Below are 20,166 nucleotides of genomic sequence, written 5' to 3'. Positions count from 1 at the left end.
CAATTTTGCGTCAAAAGTTATTTTTTTTATTAAAAAATTTGATATATACATGTAAAATATCTAATGCCGCAGGGGTAATACCACTGATTTCGCTGGCGGCAAAAAGGGTTGGTGGGTTAAAGCGTTGCAGCTTTTCCACCACTTCGTTGCTTAGTCCTGAGATGGAGCTAAAATCCATCATGGGGGGAATTTTTACATCCATCATCTCTTTCATAATATCAATTTGTTCTTTTTGTTTTTCAATGTAATTTTTGTATTTGGCTTCGATTAGGATTTGTTCTTTCGCTTCTTCTGTAAAATTTTGGACACACGGTGCTATTTTTTCGAGCTTTTCGATACTAAACTCTGAACGAGCGACAATTTTTTGTAGGGTCACTTTATCGGTAATTTTATCTTCTCCAATGCTCGCTAAAAAGGCATTATTTTCATTGGAAGGGGTTAAGGTTGTGGCTTCCAGATATGCGACGCCTTCGTTAAGCTCTTTGCGTTTTTTGACCATTTTTTGGTGAGTTTGTTCGTCGATGAGACCTAGTTTGTATCCGTATGGCATCAATCTTAAATCCGCATTGTCCTCACGCAACAGCAAACGGTATTCTGCTCGAGAGGTGAACATACGGTAAGGTTCTTTAGTTCCTTTGGTGACCAAATCATCAATCAAAACGCCAATGTACGCTTCGTCTCGTCTAAAGATTAGGGGTTCTTCATCTCTAAGCGCCAAAGAGGCGTTAATGCCTGCCATTAAGCCTTGTGCGGCAGCTTCTTCATAGCCTGTGGTACCATTGATCTGTCCTGCGCAGTAGAGTCCTTCGATTTTTTTCGTTTCCAATGAGTGTTTAAGCTCCGTTGGGTCTACATAATCGTACTCAATCGCATAACCGTATCGAACAATGCGCGCATTTTCCATCCCTTCTACGGAGTGAATCATATTTAACTGGGTATCAGTAGGAAGGGAAGTTGCAAAACCATTGATGTAGTATTCGGTTGCTTCCCTCGTTTGAGGTTCAATGAAAAGATGGTGACGTTCTTTATCTCGAAAGCGGTTAATTTTATCTTCGATACTGGGACAATAACGAGGTCCTATGCCGCTGATTTGTCCTGTAAAAAGGGGTGCTCTGTGAAAGTTACTTTCAATGAGCGTATGCGTATCTTCGTTGGTATAGGTGATGTAACACGGTAGTTGAAAAGGCTTAAACGTTTCACGTGTGGTTCTAAAACTAAAAGGCAGAGGATTTTCATCGCCTGGTTGGAGTTCCATTTTTGAGAAATCAATACTTTTTGCGTCAATTCTTGCACACGTTCCTGTTTTTAAGCGCCCCATCGTAATGCCTAAGGATTTGATGGACTCAGAGAGGGTGCGTGAGGGAAACTCACCTACACGTCCGGCTTCTTGCTGGAATTCACCAATGTGAATCAATCCATTTAAGAAGGTTCCTGTGGTTAAAATAACTTTAGGTGCGTGATAGTGGTTGCCAAATTGGGTGATAACGCCTGTGACTTTACCCTCTTGTGCGACAAGTGTTTCTGCCATCTCTTGTGCGACATAAAGATTTTCAGTGTTTAAAATAATGGTGCGCATATAAATGCGGTATCTGTCCATGTCGATTTGTGCACGGCTTCCACGTACCGCTGGACCTTTGGAAAGATTGAGGGTTCGAAATTGAATACCTGCGTTGTCCGTGGCAAGCGCCATTTGACCACCGAGTGCGTCAATTTCTTTGACCAAATGTCCTTTAGCCAGTCCACCAATGGCAGGATTACAGCTGGCTGCTCCAATTTGCTCTGCTAAAATAGAGATCAGCAAGGTTTTGTTTCCCAGTCTTGCCGCAGCTAAAGAGGCTTCGATGCCTGCGTGTCCACCCCCAATTACAATCACGTCATACTTCATAATTATTATTACCTTCGTTATTAACATAAATTTAGCTCATTATACAATGATTAACGTTTTTAAATCTTTACATGTAAAGAGTAATGGTGAAGTATTAAGCCTAGAGAGCGTTTTGTTTTGTGGTAAGATTCTTTATTCAAACGCATAACTATTGAAGGAAGGATAGCACGATGATTTTATTAAATTGTGACGCTGGAGAGAGTTTTGGTTCATGGAAAATGGGACTGGATGAAGCCATAATGCCTTATGTTGATATGGCAAATTTTGCGTGTGGTTTTCATGCGGGAGACCCTGTGATTATGGAAAAATCCATTCAACTTGCTCTCAAACACGGTGTGATCATTGGCGCACACCCTGCCTATCCTGATTTGGTGGGATTTGGAAGACGCAGTATGGCATGTTCTTTAGAAGAGGTGGAGGCAATGGTGATTTATCAGCTTGGCGCACTGCAAGGTTTTATTACCGCCAATCAAGCGACACTCTCCTATGTGAAACCTCACGGGGGTCTTTACAATGATATGATGAAAGATATACGCATTTTTGAAGCGGTGGCTAAAGCGGTAGCTCGGTTTAATTCGAATTTAAAACTGATGATTCTCTCCAAAAGGGATACCCATAAAGAAGAAGCCATTGCTAAGAGTTTTGGACTTGAACTTTTGTATGAAGTTTTTGCGGATAGGGCATACGATGATGAGGGATTTTTGGTGCCTCGCAGCCAAAAAGGAGCGGTCATCCACGATGTTCAAGCGGTCATTGCACGGTTGAAACTACTGCAAAAAGAGGGTGTTTTAGAGACGATTTCAGGCAAAAAAATTGCGCTTAGAGCAGATACGATGTGTGTGCATGGTGACAATGAAGAAGCGGTAGCTTTGGTAGAAACACTGAGGAAAAGCATGTGAAACCAACGTATCATGTTGCTTCTGAGTCAGCGCTGATACTCTCTTTTGGTTCGACTATTGACCCTAGCGTCTCTTCGTGGGTTCAGCGTGCTTATGGTGCGCTCAAAGAGGCAAGAATTGAGGGCTTTGATGAAATTATCCCTTCGTATGCCTCTTTGATGGTCTGCTATGATGTTTTACGCTTTGATTTTAAAGGGGCGTCTGAGACGATAGAAAGAATCCTTTTGGGAGCTTTGGATAGAGCTGTACAGGCATCTAAAACCATTACGATTCCTGTTTATTATGGGGAAGAGGTTGGGTTGGATTTGGCGCTTTTGGCGGAGGAAAAAGGGTTGAGTGTGGAGGAGATTATTGCGTTACATGTAAAAGAGACGTACCGTGTGTATGCCATTGGTTTTGCGCCTGGATTTGCTTATTTGGGAGAATTGGACGTACGTTTGGCAACTTCACGCTTAGCGAGTCCACGCAAAGTAGTTCCAAAAGGCAGTGTTGCCATTGCGGATAGGCAGTGTGCCGTTTATCCGTCGCAAAGCCCTGGTGGATGGAAGATTTTGGGTCGCACACCCATGGCGATGTTCGATGCTTCTTATGAAGGTTTATCGCTTTTACATGTAGGCGATCGTGTACGTTATGAGCGTATCAGCAAAGAGGAATTTTTACGTTTGGGTGGTGTGCTGTGAAGGGTTTGTTGGTTGAAAATGGAGGCGTTCAAAGCTCGATTCAAGATGCGGGACGTAAAGGCTTTGGGGACATTGGACTCACGCAAAGCGGTGCGATGGATGAACTCGCTTTTGCCTATGCCAATATGCTTGTGGGCAATCCCTTCAACACACCAGCCATTGAAATAGCTCTAGGCGGTTTGGTTGTGAAGGCTCAAGCGACGATGCGTATCGCCATTTGTGGGGCTTCGATGGAACCTATGTGCGGAGGAAAACGATTGGCGTTATGGCAGACACATCTGCTTCAAAAAGGGGATGTGCTACGTTTTGATTTTGCAAGCGATGGGCAATTTGCCTACCTCGCTGTGGAGGGTGGTTTTCAAACGCCTTTTGCGTATGGCAGTTTTTCAACCAGTCTTAAAGAGGGATTAGGGGGCATCGAGGGACGCAAACTAAAAGCAGGAGATTTTTTACATGTAAAAGAGATGTTGTCTCGTAAAGAGGTGCGACGATTGCAATCAGCGTTTATTCCTACCTATCCAGAAGAGATTTGTGTGCGTGTCCTTAAAGGGTATCAAGAGGCGCAGTTTAATGAAGATGCGCAAAAAACTTTTTTCGCTACACCGTATACCTTTAAAGGAGAGGGAGATCGCATGGGATATCGCTTCCGTGGTGAGAAGGTGGTAGCGGATGTGAATGGGATTCTCTCGGAGCCTATCTGTTATGGTGCGGTGCAAGTGCCGAGTCATGGTGAACCGATCGTTTTGTTAAAAGAGCGTCAAACGATTGGGGGGTATCCTAAAATTGGCTCAGTTATTGCGGTGGATTGTTTTAAATTAGCGCAATTAAAAGCAGGAGGAAGGGTGCGTTTTTGTGAAATTTCACTCGAAGAAGCCCATAAAATAACAGCATCATTTTATCGCTTTACGTTACATGTAGGCGAAGTGTAATGCCTACATGTAACGCTTTTTCAGGTTCGAAATGTTCCTAGAACATTGTTGAGTTTTTCAGTGAGGTCATTGAGATGATCCGTCGCTCCACTGACCTCTTCCATGCTGCGTGTATTACTTAGGGTAATGGTGTTGATATCTTCGATTTTGTGAACGATGGTATCGACATTTTTGCCTGTTTTTATATAATCTTGTACCGTATGTTCGCTTGATAAGGTTGCGTTGTCCATAATGAGTGTGGTTTCATTAATGTTTTTTTCCACATCAGAGGCGATGAGTGTGAGGCTCTCCATGCTCTTAGAGTTTTCATTCATATGCTCGCTCGCATCGTTGATGGACTGAATAATGACATTGATGGTCGCATTAATCTCAACCAGACTTTTTTGCGTACGTTCAGCGAGTTTTCTCACTTCATCCGCAACCACGGCAAAGCCACGTCCATGTTCTCCAGCACGTGCGGCTTCAATCGCTGCGTTGAGGGCTAGAAGATTGGTTTGGTCGGCAATATCTGAAATAACAGTCAGAACGCTTTTCACTTGGTCGGCGTCTTGGCTAAGTTGTGAAATCTGGTGTGCGAGTTCAATTTCGGTATGGGCAGCGGATTGAACTTGTTCTGCCATTTTTAAAATATGCGTTTTGGCATTGAGCAATTTTTCATGTGCCATAGCGATTTCACTTTCAGATTCTCGTGCTTTTTGTAAGGAGACGTTGAGTTCTTCTTTCATATTTTGTGACATTTGATGGGTTTCATTGACGATTGATGAGGTCTCTTCTGCTCGTTTCCCTACTTCAAGGGCGGTTGAGCTCAGTTCATTGGCTACCGAAGCATTTTCACTGCTGGAAATTTTTGCAAGGCTCACGGTGGCACGTACTTTGTCTATAAAACGATTAAAAGATTCAGAGGCTTGTCCAATCTCATCACCACTTTTAATTTCCATTTTTTTCGTCAAATCACCATCTCCACTGGAGAGATTTTCCGCACGGGTTTTAAGCTCTTTCACAGGCGTAATAACGGTTTTTTTCAGCGCTACAATGAGCATTGCCATGATAAGTCCTGTGATAATACCCATGATAATAAGCTGTTTTACAAGAACGTACTGTGCTTCTTTCACCATCGCTTGAACGGCTTTTAAATCTTTGGCAATCAGCACTTCTCCAATGCGCTCTCCATTAAAGGCAAGTAGCTCTTTACGGACAACAAAATAAGAATCTGTGATAAAGGGCGAAGAGAGAGTGGTAAGGGAGAGAGATTTGATGTCATCAAAGAGGGTAAGGTTGGTGATCTCTTTTTGTTGTGAGAGTGCTGTATCTTTGGCAAGGAGTGCATCTTTAGCGGTAGCACTGAGGTTTAGGTGCTTTTTATCGGTTAAGAAAATGACACTCGCTCCTAAGTCTTTTTTTGCGTTTTCAACGACGGTATCAAAAGCGTTGATAAACTCAACCGAACCTAGATATTCTCCATCCTTAAGCACAGGTGCCAATCCTCTTAAAGACATACCCGCCACACCCATTTCAATCGCTTTAAGGGGTTGTTTTGTCTCTTTAACTTTAAGGATGGTATGTCTAAAACCAGAGAGGTCATCGCCAAATTTTTTAGGCATCCATTCTCTTAAAAAACTTTTTACATCGTGGGTGTGAATGTGGATTTGTGCTTCTTTATAGTCCGTTTTGGACTGGTAGGTTTGCATCAGCTCTTTAAGCCCTTTGGCGGCGATGGTGCGGTCTTGATGGCTTAGGGCTTCCAACACATAGTAGTTCGATGCAATGTTAATCGCACTGGTGAGGGCAATGTCGTATTGGCTTTCGAGTTGATTGTCAAGGTAAATACTCAGAGACTCTTTTTCATTTTCATACACATCTTTTTCAATCGAGCGAATACTTAGATAAGAAAAGAGAAGAACCAAAATAAAACCGATAAAAATACTGCCAAAAAGTGGGATGTAGATTTTTTGGGAGATAGACCACTGTTGCATGATGGACTCCTTGTTTGGAATATGCAAAAATTATACACTAATAAGGTTAAGTAAAGCTTTTTAAATCGCCTTTTTTAGGCTATTTTCTCTCTTAGGAATTCTCAATTTGAAACACGATATAATGCCTTCTAAATTATAAAGGTTACTTATGTTTACAGGACTGATTCGAGAATTTGCAGACGTGCTCAGTTATACCAATAATATTTTAACCCTTCGTGCAACGTACAAACCAGCCATTGGCGATAGCATTGCGATTAATGGGGCGTGTTTAACGGTGATTGAACTCTTTGAGGGTGGCTTTAGCGTGGAGCTCTCTTTGGAGAGTCGCTCACTTTTGGCATTGGAAAACCTCAAAGGCAAAGTGCATATGGAACCAGCGTTGGCGTTAGGTGATAGACTGGATGGGCATATGGTGCAAGGGCATGTGGATTGTGTGGGAGTGATAGAAAAGCTTAATCAAAGAGAAAATGGTTTGGATATAGAAGTTTCTATTCCCAAAGCTTCGCTTCTTTTTGTGATTCCTAAAGGAAGTGTGAGCATTGATGGGGTGAGCTTAACCGTCAATGAGGTGATGAAAGAGGGCTTTCGTTTGACCATTATTCCGCATACGCTTGAAAAAACATTGATTGCTTCCTATAAAGTAGGACGTAGGGTCAATGTGGAAACCGATATGTTCGCACGCTACCTCTACCATATGTTTCACAAAAAAGAGGCGTTGGATTGGAATGGGGTGGATCGCATTATGGCGACGTATTGATGCGTTATCTTTTTACCAATCGTTTTGGCGGAGTGAGTGAAGGGGCGTTTTTTAGCCTTAATTTAGCGTTACACGTTAATGATAATTCTTTACATGTAAACGCCAATCGAGAGATTTTGCGTGAGAAAATGGACGTGGATGCGGTTGTTTTTATGGAGCAGGTGCATGGCGATAAGATTGTGCGTATTGAAGAAGCGGGGCAAACGCCTACGTGCGATGCGATGATCACGAACCAAAAAGAAATTGCACTCTCTGTCATGGTGGCAGATTGTATCCCCATTTTGTTTTACGATGCGAGGCATGAAGCCATTGGTGTGGCACATGCGGGGCGAGAGGGAAGCAGGCTGGGCATTGGGGTGAAGTGTTTGGACGCGATGGAAGAAGCGTTTGGAACACGTGCTTCTGAAGTGCAGATTTTTATGGGACCTAGTATTGGGGCGTGTTGTTACGAGATAGGAAAAGAGGTGAGTGAAGGCTTTGATGGCTTTTTACATGTAAAGAATAAACGTCTTTTTTTAGACCTTCAAACCTACAATTACAAAGCCTTTTTAGAAAGAGGTGTTTTAGTGGAACATATAGATGCCTCTTCGATTTGTACCTGTTGTGATTCAGACTATTTTTCGTATCGAAGAGAGAAAATAACAGGGCGTTTTGCAGGAGTGATTTGTTTATGAAACCTAAAGGACTCGCCCTTTATCAAGCGGAGCAAAAACGACTTGCGCAGAGTGAAGAAGAACGCTTGCTAGAGATGATTGAGGCGAATGCCAAACGGCATGGGGTTGATTATTGGCAGAATGCAACGTTGCTTCAAGGCATGATGCAAACGTGTGAAGGGTTGATAGAAGCAAAAGATGTACAACGTATACGAGAGACTCTCTTATGGCTTATAAAGACACAAGAGAGTGTGGAGTTGAGTTAGGTTATTTACTGCTACACCCACAGCGTTTTTTGCTCGTTGCTTCTTCAAGGGCGCAAAGTGCTGCTTCGTAGTTTGGCTCTTCGGTGATTTCAGGGCAAATCTCTTTATAAACCACTTTTCCGCTTTTATTGACGATAAAAATTGCACGAGCGCTTAAGCCTTTAAGCGGACCATCTTTAATTAAAACGCCATAAGCTTGTGCAAACGCTTTTTCTCTAAAGTCACTGCCAACGCTTAGATTATCAATGCCCTCCGTGGTGCAAAAACGACCCATAGCAAAAGGCAAGTCCATAGAAACCACGACCACACTTGCATCGGTTATGGAAGCAGCTTTTTTATTGAAGGTGTGTGTTTCTTGCGCACATACGGCTGTATCGAGGGAAGGAACGACCACAATGAGTTGTGCTTTGTCACTTTTACCACCGACTTTGATTTCACTCAAATCTTTTGCGACGACTTTAATGGTGGGAGCGCTGTCTCCTACTTTAATCTCTTCGCCTGTGAGTTTAACAGGTGTTCCTTGGAGCTTGGTTGTTGCCATTGTGTGTCCTTTTAAGAAAAATATAGGTTTAAAGCATTATAACTTAGTTGAATAAACAAACTCTTAACTGTACAAACTAAACAATTTGTACTTGGTTTCGACCATGATGTTTTGCTTTGTAAAGGGCTTCATCGGAGCGTTTGAGCGTATCGAAAATCTCTTCATCTTCAGGATGAAGTGAGCTAAGACCAATACTCACCGTAATAGCAGGAAGCGCTTGATTGTTGATGGATTCACGACTGGCTTCAACCTTATGACGAATCTTCTCTGCTAAAATTTTTGCTCCTTGTAGGGGTGTATTTTGGATGCATACACAAAACTCTTCTCCACCAATGCGTCCAAAGAGATCACTTTGACGAAGGCTGCTTTGTACGTGTTTGCAAAAGGCTTTGAGCACTTCATCTCCCATCGCATGTCCGTAGGTATCATTGACTTTTTTAAGCCAATCAATATCGATGGAGAGGATATGAAGAGGAGTGTTATTGCGTTTGGCTGCATGAAAGTATTGTGTAGCAAGTAGGAAAAAGTAACGTCTATTGGCGATTTTTGTGAGTTCATCTATATTGGCTAAGTCTTTGAGTTTTGCATTTAAAAGGGAGAGCTCGTGGGTGCGTTCATTGACCTCTTGTTCAAGGGTTTCATTAAAGCGTTGGACTTCATGGCTGTAGTGTTGTAATTTGCGATTGAGGAGTTGAATATAGAGGCTAAAAAGAAGGCTTAAGATAAAAGCAATGCCAAGACCTAAGAGTAAAAATTTGTACTTCGCATACACATCCTCAAAGGTAATCGCCTCTTGCTCATAGGGAAAAAGATGAAACTCTTTGAGAATATGATGTATCTTTGAATAATCCAATGTGGTATTGACACGGTACAAAGGTTTAGACGAAGAGGACGCAGATGGTGGTTTTAACAGTGTGCTTAAGAGCTCATTGGAAAGGGTCTCTGGCGTGTTGGGCATTTTAGCTAACATCCATCCAGGGTAGAGGTCTGTACTACTGATGAAAGGAAAGTTGGGATGTGTTTTAGCGCCTAAGACTTTTAAGTCACTTTGCTTGATAAATCCTTCGTGAACCATTTGTTCGATGATATCTGTACGAACGATACCCACATCGACACTTCCATTTAAAACCGCTTTAATCACATTAAAATGGGTTTGAAAAAAAGTAATATTTTTATTGGATGCAATGCCTAACTCTTTGATACCAAGGAGATAACCGCCAAAGGAGTGCTCTGAAACGGCTCCAATTTTTTTACTACGGGCATCTTCATAGCTTTGAATCTGCTTTGCATCCGCACGGGTAAAGATAACCGTACCTAATTCGCTGTAATAGTTTCCTTTGTAAGGGGAACTTAAAGTTGCGATACGCCCTAGACCATAGCGATGTTCAAGTTGAAGCCCTTGCAGAGGATTGGTGATGACAAATTCAATGGTATGGTTTTTAACCCGCTCTTCAAGTGTTTTAAAATCAAGGGGAATTACCACAAAATGGTGCAGAGGGAAGAGTGAAGAGAGGTACTGTGCGTTTTCATCCCATGATTTTGAGAGAGAATTACTCTCATCACGACTGTTTAACACACCGATACGTACCTCTGTTTTTGCGAAAAATAAGGGATCAATAAACCCTTTTAACGAGAGACCATTTTTCATAATCCCTCCCACCCTATAAATATTGCCAATTTCTTCGAATTTGCTAGGTTTGAGTGTACCAAAGAGCCCTTCTTCATCAAAGGCTAACTCCTTGAGAGTTTTTCCTTCATACGTTAAGGCTTCAAGGCTTTTCTTTTGGGTATTGTAGTTTTCATAGATGAGTTGTGCTGTTTCATCAATATGTTCAAATGCCCATTCCCATCCTTTTTTGGTCGCATCGTAAAAGGCTTTGGCTCGTTTGGGATGGAGTAAAAGCTCTTTTTCAGAGGTAAAAAGTACATCTCCATAGAAGTTAAATCCATGGTCTCTTGGACTTAAAACGGTATACGAGATATTTTTTTCTTTGAGGATAAAAGGCTCATTGGAGATATAACATGCCATCGCATCAACTTGTTGGTTGATAAGGGTTTCAAGATTCAAAGAGTGGTTTTTTAAAAAGAGTTCTTCTCGTTTAATGCCATGGCTTAAAAACATCGCCAAAATACCTACGGATCGGAAATCTTCATCGGACATTAAGAGGTATTTGTATTTTAAATCTTTAGGACTTTTGATGGCAGGGTTGGTGCTAACAAGGACGGAAGGGTCGCTTTGAAAAAGTGCCATTAGCGCTACTACGGGTTTTTGAGCGTTTCTATCTAGCAGTAAGGAAGAGCCATTGACGACACCATAAGTGCTACGTCCTTCTAAAACTTCTTGGGTTGGATGGATATTTGAAGCGTATTCTTTAAGGGTGACATCAAGGTTGGCTTCTTCATAAAAGCCTTTCTCTTTTGCGACATAAAACCCAGCAAACTGAAACTGATGAAGCCATGAAAGTTGAAGGGAAATAGTCTCCTTAGACGTGTTGGCAAAAAGTGCTATGGTAAGAATACTTATCCAAAGAAGCACACGCATGGAGAGTCTCCTTCCTATGTCACAGGCATGTACACATTGTAGCACAATCTCTTATAAAAAACGAAAAAACTTCTTTACATGTAAAAAGGTAAAAAGAGCTTGTTAAAGCGCCATATAGACGCTAGGTTTTCCAATATAATACCCTTGCGCATAGTCAACACCTAGCTCCTTCACACAGGCTAAAATATCCGCAGAGTGGACGTATTCTGCAATGGTTTTAATGCCTAAATCTTGTGCAAAACGAACAATGTTTTTGACAATCACTTTGGTGTCATCGTTACGGTCAAGGTTCTTAATAAGACTGCCATCAATTTTAATATAATCCACCCGTAGCTCATTGAGGCGCTCAAAATTGGAGTAGCCTGAGCCAAAGTCATCAATGGCAATTTGCGCTCCATAGGCTTTGACCTCTTCAACAAAGGTTGCGATTGCTTCATAGTTTTCGATGCCATCACTCTCTAAAATTTCAAAGATGACCCACGGTCCGACATTGAACTCTTTGAGTTTTTCTAGGATAAACGTTTTGGTGACAATGTTCGTCATATCCAGATAAGAAAGGTTGATAGAAAAGCTGTTAGAGGAGATTTGAAAGGTCTCAAACGCTTTTTGAATCAGCGCCATAGAGAGTTTTGAGTAGATTTTAGAGTGCTTGGCTATCTCTAGGAAATCGGAGGGAAGGTAGTACTCTTTCTCTTCTTTGTGAATGCGCATTAAGGTTTCAAACTTTTCAATTTCACCGTTATGCAGATTGACAATGGGTTGGAAAAAAGGAACCACACGGTCTTTGGCGAGTGCTTCTTTGAGGGTGTGGTTCATTGTGATATTGTAATGGTACTCTTTTTCTTTGTGAGAATTTTTGTCGTAGATGAGATAGGGAAGACGTTTGTTTTTTGCTTCTTTACAGGCGATGGATGCTAGTTTGAGCAGGTTTTTTGTGCCTTGCGTTGCGCCGATGCTTAATGTGGTATCTATCTCTATTCCTCGACAGATAATGCGCTCTTTGGTGATATGCAATGAGAGTTTTTTGAGATATTTTTGGAGGTTATAGGTGCTAAAAGGAGCGGGGATAAAAATCGCATAAATATCCGCTTCGAATTTATAGAGTGTTGCTTCAATGGGTGGAAGGTTGTTTTTGAGCCAATGCGCAATTGTTTTTAAAAAGGCATCGCCAAAGGCATGACCATAAAAGGTGTTGGTGGTTTGAAAAGAGTCTATGTTAATAAGAATCAAGGTAGATTCATGGCTTTGAGAGAGCTTTTTTGCCTCTTTTAAAAAATGAAGACGGTTGGGCAGTTTGGTATTAAAATCGGTGTAAAGATTGTATTTGAGTCTGCTTTTGAGTTTTTTATGGCTGTAACGCAAGGTGGTCACATAGACAAGACCTGATGAGCCTACAAGCGTAAGCCATAATGTGGAAAAGATCCAGTGTTGATACCATAGGGAAAGATATAACGGAGAAAACACGAGCAAAAAAAGTGTTCCTGTTTTGGCATAGTATTTTCGAATTGGCTCCACCCTCTGCCTTTGGTTCAAAATGCCCACAATTACATGTAGGGGTGGCACTTTAACACAAACGCTTTGAAAAAAAAATTAAGCCATAGAACTCATCAGCTTTATCACAAAAAAGTCACGATATAATCAGCCTTAATGTGTAAAATTTATACGAAAGATACGGAATGAACACAAAACGCTGTGACCATTGTCATTTAGAGTACGATACCTCTTTACTGCTGTGTGACACCCACTTTAATCCACCAAAATTTTTCTGTTGCAAAGGGTGTCAAGGAGTTTATCATCTTTTACACGAAGAGGGGTTAGATACATTTTATGAAAAAATGGGTGAAACAACTCTTGAGCCACCTAGGGAGCATTTAGAGGAGAGTTCAAGATTTGATTTGGAAGGATTTGTTTCAAAATATGTCAAAAAGACCAGCGAGGGACTCAGTGAGATTTCTTTGATTATTGAGGGGATTCATTGCAGTGCGTGTGTGTGGCTCAACGAAAAAGTACTTTCAAGACAAGCGGGGGTCGTGGAAGTGAGCATTAACTACTCCAATCACAAAGCTAAAATCGTCTGGGATGATTCTGTTATCAAGCTCTCACGCATTATTGAGACGATTCGAAGCATTGGTTATAACGCCTATCCGTATGACCCCAAAGGAGGCGAGGAGCGAGCCAATGCTCAGCGTAGGGAGTATTATTCGAAACTTTTAGTGGGTATTTTTGCGACGATGAATGTGATGTGGATCGCCATTGCGCAGTATGCGGGATACTTTACAGGGATGCAGAGCAACATCAAAAATATTCTCAATTTTGCGGAGTTTGTACTGGCAACACCCACTCTCTTTTATACAGGTTCGGTCTATTTTAAAGGGGCGTATTATGGACTGAAAAACCGTTATATCACGATGGATTTTTTAGTGGCAACGGGAGCGACACTGACGTATGTTTTTTCGTTGTATGCGATGTTTACTAAAAATGCGGAGGTCTATTTTGATTCGGTGACGATGATTGTGACTTTTGTGTTTGCGGGGAAATATTTAGAAGTTTTGAGTAAGAAAAAAGCGGTGGATACACTGGATGCGTATGGAAGTTCTCTTCCCACAGAAGTGATGGTGGTGCTAGGCGATGAGAAGATTTTAAAACGGGTTGAAAGTGTGGATGTTGGAGATGTGATTGAGATTAAGGCGGGAGATAAAGTGGTCATTGATGGGGTAATTCTTCATGGTGAGGGCTCCTTTGATATGTCTCGATTGAGCGGTGAATCCGTGCCTGTACTGCTTCGTAAGGGAGATAAGTTACTCAGTGGTTCTTTGTGCTTGGATAGTGTGATACGCTATGAAGCCAAACAAACTTTTTCCTCTTCTATGCTGACGAGAATGGTAACCCTTTTAGAAGATGCCCTGAGTAAAAAACCGTTGATTGAAAAATTTGCCAATCAACTCTCTGGCTATTTTTCCAGTACGATTCTTTTTTTAGCGTTGTGTACATGGGTTTTTTGGTATGTGCAAGAGGGTTCATTTGAAAAGGCGTTGATTGTGGCGATTTCAGTGATTGTCATAGCGTGTCCGTGTGCGCTCTCTTTAGCGACACCTGTGGCAACGCTGGTGGGCTTAGGTTTAGCCGCTAAAAGGGGTGTTTTATTTAAGGAAGCGGGCTTTTTGGAAAGTATGGCAAAATGCGATACTTTGGTGCTGGATAAAACAGGAACCATTACCAAAGGAACACCCGATGTGGTCGAGATGAAAGTGCTCAAAGAGGTGGATTTTTCTTTGATTTATGCTTTGGCAAGTGCTTCGAATCATCCCATGAGTCAAGGCGTTAGGCGTTTTGTGAAAGAGCATGAAACGTCTTTACATGTAAAGAGTTTAGAGCAGGTTAAATCGATTGAAGCAAAGGGATTACAGGCGTTTTGTGAAGGGCATTTCTTGATGGGTGGCAATGCTAAAATGATGCAAGAAGCGGGTATTGAATGCGTGCTAGAGGAGCAGTTTCACGCTTTAAGTCACTACTTCTTTGCGGTCGATGGAGAATTGGTAGCGATTTTTGGTTTGAAGGATAGCTTAAAAGAGAACGCAAAGAGTGCTATTGAGGCGTTAAAAGCGTTGGGATTAGAGATAGTGATGCTAAGTGGGGATCATAAAAGTGTCACACACGTGATTGCCAAAGAGGTAGGGATTGCACATTTTAAAGCAGGATTGCTTCCTGATGAAAAAGCAGACTATATCGAAGCGCTTCATAAAAAAGGGAAAAAAGTGGTGATGGCAGGCGATGGTATCAATGATACCTTAGCGCTTTCAAAGAGTGAAATAGCGATTGCTATGGGGAGTGGCGCTGATATTGCGTTGGATGTGAGCGATGTTATTTTAACCAATGACAGTGTTAAGAGTTTATACGATGCGTTTGTGATTTCACGTATGAGTTTAAAGGTGATTAAGGAAAATTTAGCCTTTTCATTGCTTTATAATATTATCACCATTCCTTTAGCGATGAGTGGGCATATTATTCCTCTTTTCGCAGCACTTTCAATGTCGCTGAGTTCTTTGATAGTTGTGGGAAATTCGATGCGGATTAAAATGGTATTAAAAAGGCTGTAACATGGATGGATGGGTGATTGCGATGATGCTTTTTGCTTCAACGCTTTTGGGTGCGTTTGGGTTGTGGGCATTGCTCTGGGGAATTAGAAGTGGTCAGTTTGATGACCATAAAAAATTTTTAGATGGTGCTCAGTTTGACAGTGAAGAGGCTTTAAATGATGCTGTGAGAATGGAACGTAAAAGAGAAGCTATTTTAAGGGAAAAAGAGAAGCGAGAAAAAGGATACGCTCCACCTGACTAAGAGGTTAGGGAAGCTACAAGAGTGTTGCTCTTGTAGCCTGTTATTTATTTAAATGAAGCGATAGTTTCAGCAACTGCTTTCATATCGTCATCACTTAGACCTGAAACGATAGGTTTCATAACCGCTTTCATTGGTCCACCTTGACCTGCTTTATACCCTTGCAAAGATGCAATAGTTTTTGCCGCATCCCATCCTGCAATGATTTGAGATTTATTCAAAGCAGATGTTTTTGCATTCTCTTTGTGACAGGAGAAACACTTCGCTTTGTAGATTGCCGCGCCATCTGCTGCCATAAGGCTAGATACTGCTGCAATTGCCAAAACTGTACAAATTTTTTTCATTTGATACCCTTTCCTAAGTTGTGTGTGAAAAATTATAACCAAGCAGACTTTATCCCTGCTTATATTTTTTATCACCTTTGGGATACAATTTTCGTTTTATAAAAATTAGCTATAATTTAATCATATTGAATGTAGTAAAGAGGCATGGGTGTTTCGAGGATTTGTGTTAATCATGTGGATGCAAGTGGCGCTTTTTTCTGCAACGCACAGTGTATGTGAAAGTGAACGCATTGAAATAAGCAGAGCCAAAGAGATTGTTGAGTCTATCTTAAAAGAGGAGCCAACGAATGCCATTTGTATGCTACAACTTGCCAATATTTACCTGAAGCAAGGCGAAATCGCCAAAGGATTTGACACCTTAGTCAATGCCTATTTGCTTGACCCACACCATGTTCAAAACAGTAAAATCGCCTCTGTTCTTCCTTTTGCTCTTAAAGTCACCAATTTAAAACTACAAGCACAAAAAACAAACGATAAAGCCATTTGGAATGATTTGGGTGATGGCTATTTTGAGATGGGTATTTTTAATGAAGCTGCTTTGATGTACAAACAGAGCCTTTTCGCAGACCCAACACAACATATGATTCGCTTAAAACGTGCCCTTGCGCTTCAAAAAGAGTCGCATGTTTATACCGCTCTTGAAGAGGTACAAACGGTTTTAAATCAAGAACCTTCGCATGTCTTTGCAAATTATTATATGGCAAAATTTTTAGCGTATGATGTCAAAAATAGAGTCGAAGCAAGGGTGTTTTTTGAACGAGCACGGAGCGCATTGATTGCGCAAAAAGATGCCTTTGCTTATTTAGAATACACCAACTTACTCAGTGATATTACAAAAGAATTGGGAGAGTAGGGTGCAAAAAGCGGTGTTTTTAGACCGAGATGGGGTGATTAACGTCGATAAAGCCTATGTTTCTAAAATTGAGGATTTTGAGTTTTACGAAGGTGTTTTTGAGGCGCTGCGTCATTTTCAATCGTTGGGGTATTTGCTCATTATTGTGACTAACCAATCTGGCATTGGCAGAGGCTATTACAGCGAAGAGGATTTTCAAAAACTCACAGAGTGGATGAAAGAAACGCTTTTACATGTAAAGATAAACATTGATGCCGTGTATCATTGTCCGCACGCTCCAGAGGCAAATTGTGCGTGCAGGAAGCCTAAAAGTGGGATGTTTGAAGAGGCGATACGTGCTTTTGATATTGATGTGAAAGCTTCATGGATGATTGGGGATAAACCCAGTGATATGGAGGCCGCACAAGGTGTGGGCATAGACAATACCATTTTGCTTAGCCAAACGTGTGAGGGTGGGGTTAAATATTGCGTTAATTTAATTTTGGATACAATTAACCTTATTCAACACTAAGGTTTCGTATGCAAATTCCTTTTATTGATTTTAATCTTAAAACCGTTCTCATCACGGGTGGAGCGGGATTTATTGGTAGTAATTTAGCCTTTTATTTTCAAAAAAATTTCCCAAAATGTCGTGTCGTTGTTTTTGATTGTTTTCGCAGTGAAGAGACCTTTTCCAATGGCAATTTAAAGAGTTTTGGGCATTTTAAAAATCTCATTGGCTTTGAGGGTGAAGTCATCAGCGGTGACATTAACGATGCGGTGGCACTAAAAGCCTTAGAAGCGTACCGATTTGATTATATTTTCCATGAAGCAGCCATCTCGGATACCACGGTTTTAGATCAGGGCATTATGGTGAAAACCAATGTCAATGCCTTTAAAAGCATCTTAGAACTGGCGTTAAAGAGCAATGCAGTGGTGGTCTATGCCTCCAGTGGCGCAACCTATGGTGATGCACCTAGCCCACAGCGTGTTGGGTTTGAACAGCCTCAAAATGTGTATGGCTTTAGTAAACTCTCTATGGATTATTTAGCACGCAAATTTAGCGCAGAACACCCGCACATCTCTGTGGTGGGACTTCGTTATTTTAATGTGTATGGACCTCGTGAATACTTCAAAAATAAAACCGCCTCGATGGTTTTGCAATTAGGCTTGCAACTTTTAAGTGGCAAAGCGCCTCGTCTTTTTTACGACTCCGATAAGATTTTACGAGATTTTATTTACATTGACGATGTCATTCAAGCGAATATTAAAGCAGCCCTTTCAGGTACTTCAGGGGTTTACAATGTGGGAACCGCCCTGCCTCGTAGTTTTCAAGATATTGCTGATATTTTGCAAAAAGAGTTAGGCACGCATTTTCAAACAGAGTATTTTGAAAATCCTTATATTGGGGCGTATCAGATGCATACGCAGGCCGATATTGACCTTACATGTAAAGCGCTTGGGTATGCGCCAGAAGTGAGTTTGGAAGAGGGCATTAGAGCGTATGTTCCAGAAATTAGACGTATTTTTGAAAGTGAAGTGAAACGTGGATAGATTACGAGCGTATAAGCCTTCCCTTTTGGTGATTGGCGATGTGATGTTGGATCACTATTTGTGGGGAAAATGTGAACGCATCTCTCCTGAAGCACCCGTACAAGTGGTCGATGTGCAAAAAGAGAGTGTATTGCTAGGTGGTGCTGGCAATGTGGTCAATAACCTTTTAAGTTTGGGTGCAAACGTGAGTGTGCTCAGTGTCGTGGGTGATGATGAAAATGGCAATGAGCTTTTAGCCATGCTTGAAGCACTAGGCGCAGATGCCAAAGGCATTGTGCGTCAAGAGGGGCGTAAAACCAGTAAAAAAAGCCGTGTCATTGCTTCGCATCAGCAGGTGGTTCGTTTTGATAGCGAATCCAAAGATGAGATAAATGAGGCGTCTTCTTTGGCACTTTTGCGTGCGTGTGAAGCCTACTTGCCTCAGGTTGATGCTATTTTGCTCTCCGATTATGGCAAAGGGGTTTTAACGCCAAGCTTTACATGTAATATCATCTCTTTGGCAAAAAAACATGACAAACCGCTTTTGGTGGATCCTAAAGGGGATGATTACAGTAAGTACCGTGGAGCAACACTCATTACTCCCAATAAAAAAGAGGCAAGCATTGCTTCAAAGATTGCTATCAAGGATGAGGAGAGTTTGAAAAAAGCAGGAAACTTTCTCAAAGAGAGTTTGGATTTGGCGTATGCCATCATCACGCTCTCGGAGGATGGTATGGCGATTTTTGGAAATACTTTTCATAAAATGCCCACCGTTGCTCGTGAAGTCTACGATGTTACAGGGGCTGGCGATACGGTGTTGGCTTCTTTGGCATATGCCCTTACGTGTGGGCTTTCCATGCAAGAGGCCGCTTCCTTTGCCAATGCCGCAGCTGCGGTGGTGGTCGGAAAAATAGGCAGTGCCACCGTCACCCTCGATGAAGTGGATGCGTATGAACATGCTCTACGCTCAGCGACCTCAGAGAGTAAAATTAAAACCAAAGAGCAGATGCTAAGACTCCTTAAAGCCAAAAAAGGGCAGAAAATCGTCTTTACCAATGGCTGTTTTGATATTTTACATGTAGGGCATGTGAAGTACCTCGAAGTGGCTAAAAGCTTTGGCGATATGCTCATTGTGGGGCTCAATTCGGATGCGTCGATAAAGCGCTTAAAAGGGCCAAGTCGCCCCATTAATGCTTTAGAAGATAGAGCCTACATTTTAGCAGGACTTGAGTCGGTGAGTTATGTGGTGCCTTTTGAAGAGGATACACCTTTGGAACTCATCGAAGCGATTATGCCTGATGTGCTTGTGAAAGGGGCAGATTATGAGGGCAAAGAGGTTGTGGGAAGCCACATTGCCAAAGAGGTGCGCTTAGTCCATTTTGTTGAAGGAAAGAGCACCACGAATATTATTAAAAAGGTTCAAACCCAATGATGACCATGATACAAAACGAGATGCTCTCGCATCAAGACGTAATTGCAAAAACCATACAAAGCCTTCAAAACCATATTTATACGGCGTGTATTATCGCCACAGAAACCCTTAAAAATGGCAATAAAATTTTACTCTGTGGCAATGGTGGTAGTGCCGCAGATGCCCAGCACATCGCAGCGGAGCTCAGTGGTCGTTATAAAACCGAACGCAGAGGGCTTGCGGGTATTGCTTTAACCACAGACACCTCCGTGCTCACAGCTGTGGGCAATGACTTTGGTTTTGAGCGTATTTTTGATCGACAAGTCGAAGCACTCGCACGAGAGGGAGACCTTCTCATTGGTTTTTCAACGAGTGGACACAGTAAAAATGTCATTCGTGCTCTTAGTCTCGCTCGTAATATGGGGTGTAAAACCATAGGACTCAGTGGACGAGATGGTGGCGTGATGGATGAATTTTGTGACATTAATATCGTGGTTCCTAGTGATGACACCCCACGCATTCAAGAGATGCACATTATGATTGGGCATATTATCTGTCAAGCGATTGATGATTCGTGGAAGTAGGT

The 20,166-nt window shown here is 41.8% G+C and carries 19 protein-coding genes; 13 read left to right on the top strand and 6 right to left on the bottom strand.

The features are described from left to right. Positions 1–10: 10 nt before the first annotated feature. On the bottom strand, positions 11–1,885 hold the full coding sequence (gene mnmG / locus SDEL_RS09260) for a tRNA uridine-5-carboxymethylaminomethyl(34) synthesis enzyme MnmG (protein WP_012857595.1): 1,875 nt from the start codon (positions 1,883–1,885) through the stop codon (positions 11–13). Positions 1,886–2,055: 170 nt separating this feature from the next. On the opposite strand from mnmG, the gene SDEL_RS09255 reads away from it, so the two are divergent. From SDEL_RS09255 to SDEL_RS09245, 3 genes are read left to right on the top strand one after another with little or no spacing between them, the layout of a single operon-like run. Continuing rightward, the gene (locus SDEL_RS09255) at positions 2,056–2,784 is read left to right on the top strand and encodes a 5-oxoprolinase subunit PxpA (protein WP_012857594.1); all 729 of its coding nucleotides are present in this window, start codon (positions 2,056–2,058) and stop codon (positions 2,782–2,784) included. Continuing rightward, positions 2,781–3,464, top strand: coding sequence for a 5-oxoprolinase subunit PxpB (gene pxpB, locus SDEL_RS09250; RefSeq protein ID WP_012857593.1), 684 nt, complete (start codon positions 2,781–2,783; stop codon positions 3,462–3,464). The genes SDEL_RS09255 and pxpB overlap by 4 nt, the downstream gene beginning before the upstream one ends. Next, the gene (locus SDEL_RS09245) at positions 3,461–4,393 is read left to right on the top strand and encodes a 5-oxoprolinase subunit C family protein (RefSeq protein WP_012857592.1); all 933 of its coding nucleotides are present in this window, start codon (positions 3,461–3,463) and stop codon (positions 4,391–4,393) included. Before pxpB ends, SDEL_RS09245 begins: the two co-directional genes overlap by 4 nt. 20 nt (positions 4,394–4,413) lie before the next feature. Here SDEL_RS09245 and SDEL_RS09240 read toward each other — a convergent pair whose 3' ends face one another. Further along, on the bottom strand, positions 4,414–6,366 hold the full coding sequence (locus SDEL_RS09240) for a methyl-accepting chemotaxis protein (RefSeq protein ID WP_012857591.1): 1,953 nt from the start codon (positions 6,364–6,366) through the stop codon (positions 4,414–4,416). Between the two features lie 148 nt (positions 6,367–6,514). On the opposite strand from SDEL_RS09240, the gene SDEL_RS09235 reads away from it, so the two are divergent. Genes SDEL_RS09235 through SDEL_RS09225 form a run of 3 tightly spaced genes read left to right on the top strand, consistent with a single transcriptional unit; the run spans position 6,515 to position 8,042 of the window. Beyond that, positions 6,515–7,123: a riboflavin synthase gene (locus SDEL_RS09235; protein WP_012857590.1), complete on the top strand. Its 609-nt coding sequence runs from the start codon at positions 6,515–6,517 to the stop codon at positions 7,121–7,123. Beyond that, complete coding sequence (gene pgeF / locus SDEL_RS09230) at positions 7,087–7,797, top strand: peptidoglycan editing factor PgeF (RefSeq protein WP_223295817.1); 711 nt, start codon at positions 7,087–7,089, stop codon at positions 7,795–7,797. The genes SDEL_RS09235 and pgeF overlap by 37 nt, the downstream gene beginning before the upstream one ends. Next, entirely contained in the window at positions 7,794–8,042 is a 249-nt protein-coding gene (locus SDEL_RS09225) for a hypothetical protein (protein ID WP_012857588.1), read from the top strand. The genes pgeF and SDEL_RS09225 overlap by 4 nt, the downstream gene beginning before the upstream one ends. A 1-nt stretch (position 8,043) precedes the next feature. On the opposite strand, the gene tpx is transcribed toward SDEL_RS09225, so the two are convergent. From tpx to SDEL_RS09210, 3 genes are all read right to left on the bottom strand, one after another. After that, on the bottom strand, positions 8,044–8,583 hold the full coding sequence (tpx, locus tag SDEL_RS09220) for a thiol peroxidase (protein WP_012857587.1): 540 nt from the start codon (positions 8,581–8,583) through the stop codon (positions 8,044–8,046). 76 nt (positions 8,584–8,659) lie between these two features. Then, positions 8,660–11,125, bottom strand: coding sequence for an ABC transporter substrate-binding protein (locus tag SDEL_RS09215; protein ID WP_012857586.1), 2,466 nt, complete (start codon positions 11,123–11,125; stop codon positions 8,660–8,662). A gap of 102 nt (positions 11,126–11,227) precedes the next feature. Beyond that, a complete protein-coding gene (locus tag SDEL_RS09210) occupies positions 11,228–12,640 on the bottom strand; it encodes an EAL domain-containing protein (RefSeq protein ID WP_012857585.1) in 1,413 nt (470 codons plus the stop codon). Positions 12,641–12,801: 161 nt separating this feature from the next. Between SDEL_RS09210 and SDEL_RS09205 the strand changes: the two genes are divergently transcribed. Beyond that, positions 12,802–15,222, top strand: a complete 2,421-nt coding sequence (locus SDEL_RS09205; protein WP_012857584.1) for a heavy metal translocating P-type ATPase — start codon at positions 12,802–12,804, stop codon at positions 15,220–15,222. Position 15,223: 1 nt separating this feature from the next. After that, positions 15,224–15,463: a cbb3-type cytochrome oxidase assembly protein CcoS gene (gene ccoS / locus SDEL_RS09200; protein WP_012857583.1), complete on the top strand. Its 240-nt coding sequence runs from the start codon at positions 15,224–15,226 to the stop codon at positions 15,461–15,463. Between the two features lie 44 nt (positions 15,464–15,507). On the opposite strand, the gene SDEL_RS09195 is transcribed toward ccoS, so the two are convergent. Further along, a complete protein-coding gene (locus tag SDEL_RS09195) occupies positions 15,508–15,804 on the bottom strand; it encodes a c-type cytochrome (RefSeq protein ID WP_012857582.1) in 297 nt (98 codons plus the stop codon). A 148-nt stretch (positions 15,805–15,952) separates the two neighbouring features. Here SDEL_RS09195 and SDEL_RS09190 point away from each other — a divergent pair, with 148 nt between their 5' ends. The 5 genes from SDEL_RS09190 to gmhA are packed head-to-tail and all read left to right on the top strand — an operon-like array spanning position 15,953 to position 20,164. Beyond that, positions 15,953–16,657: a tetratricopeptide repeat protein gene (locus SDEL_RS09190; protein WP_012857581.1), complete on the top strand. Its 705-nt coding sequence runs from the start codon at positions 15,953–15,955 to the stop codon at positions 16,655–16,657. A 1-nt stretch (position 16,658) separates the two neighbouring features. Next, positions 16,659–17,168 carry a D-glycero-beta-D-manno-heptose 1,7-bisphosphate 7-phosphatase gene (gene gmhB / locus SDEL_RS09185; protein ID WP_012857580.1) on the top strand — a complete coding sequence of 170 codons (510 nt, stop codon included), beginning with the start codon at positions 16,659–16,661 and terminating at the stop codon, positions 17,166–17,168. An 8-nt stretch (positions 17,169–17,176) separates the two neighbouring features. Beyond that, positions 17,177–18,190 (top strand): ADP-glyceromanno-heptose 6-epimerase, encoded by a 1,014-nt coding sequence (rfaD, locus tag SDEL_RS09180; protein ID WP_012857579.1) that lies wholly within the window; start codon positions 17,177–17,179, stop codon positions 18,188–18,190. After that, positions 18,183–19,601 (top strand): D-glycero-beta-D-manno-heptose-7-phosphate kinase, encoded by a 1,419-nt coding sequence (gene rfaE1, locus SDEL_RS09175; protein ID WP_012857578.1) that lies wholly within the window; start codon positions 18,183–18,185, stop codon positions 19,599–19,601. The genes rfaD and rfaE1 overlap by 8 nt, the downstream gene beginning before the upstream one ends. Then, positions 19,598–20,164 carry a D-sedoheptulose 7-phosphate isomerase gene (gene gmhA / locus SDEL_RS09170; protein ID WP_012857577.1) on the top strand — a complete coding sequence of 189 codons (567 nt, stop codon included), beginning with the start codon at positions 19,598–19,600 and terminating at the stop codon, positions 20,162–20,164. The genes rfaE1 and gmhA overlap by 4 nt, the downstream gene beginning before the upstream one ends. The last annotated feature ends 2 nt before the right edge of the window (positions 20,165–20,166 follow it).

The organism is Sulfurospirillum deleyianum DSM 6946, from assembly GCF_000024885.1.
GTDB classification, from domain to species: Bacteria; Campylobacterota; Campylobacteria; order Campylobacterales; family Sulfurospirillaceae; genus Sulfurospirillum; species Sulfurospirillum deleyianum.
Note: the sequence above shows the minus strand (reverse complement) of the source record. Positions and strands in the feature narration are given on the sequence as shown.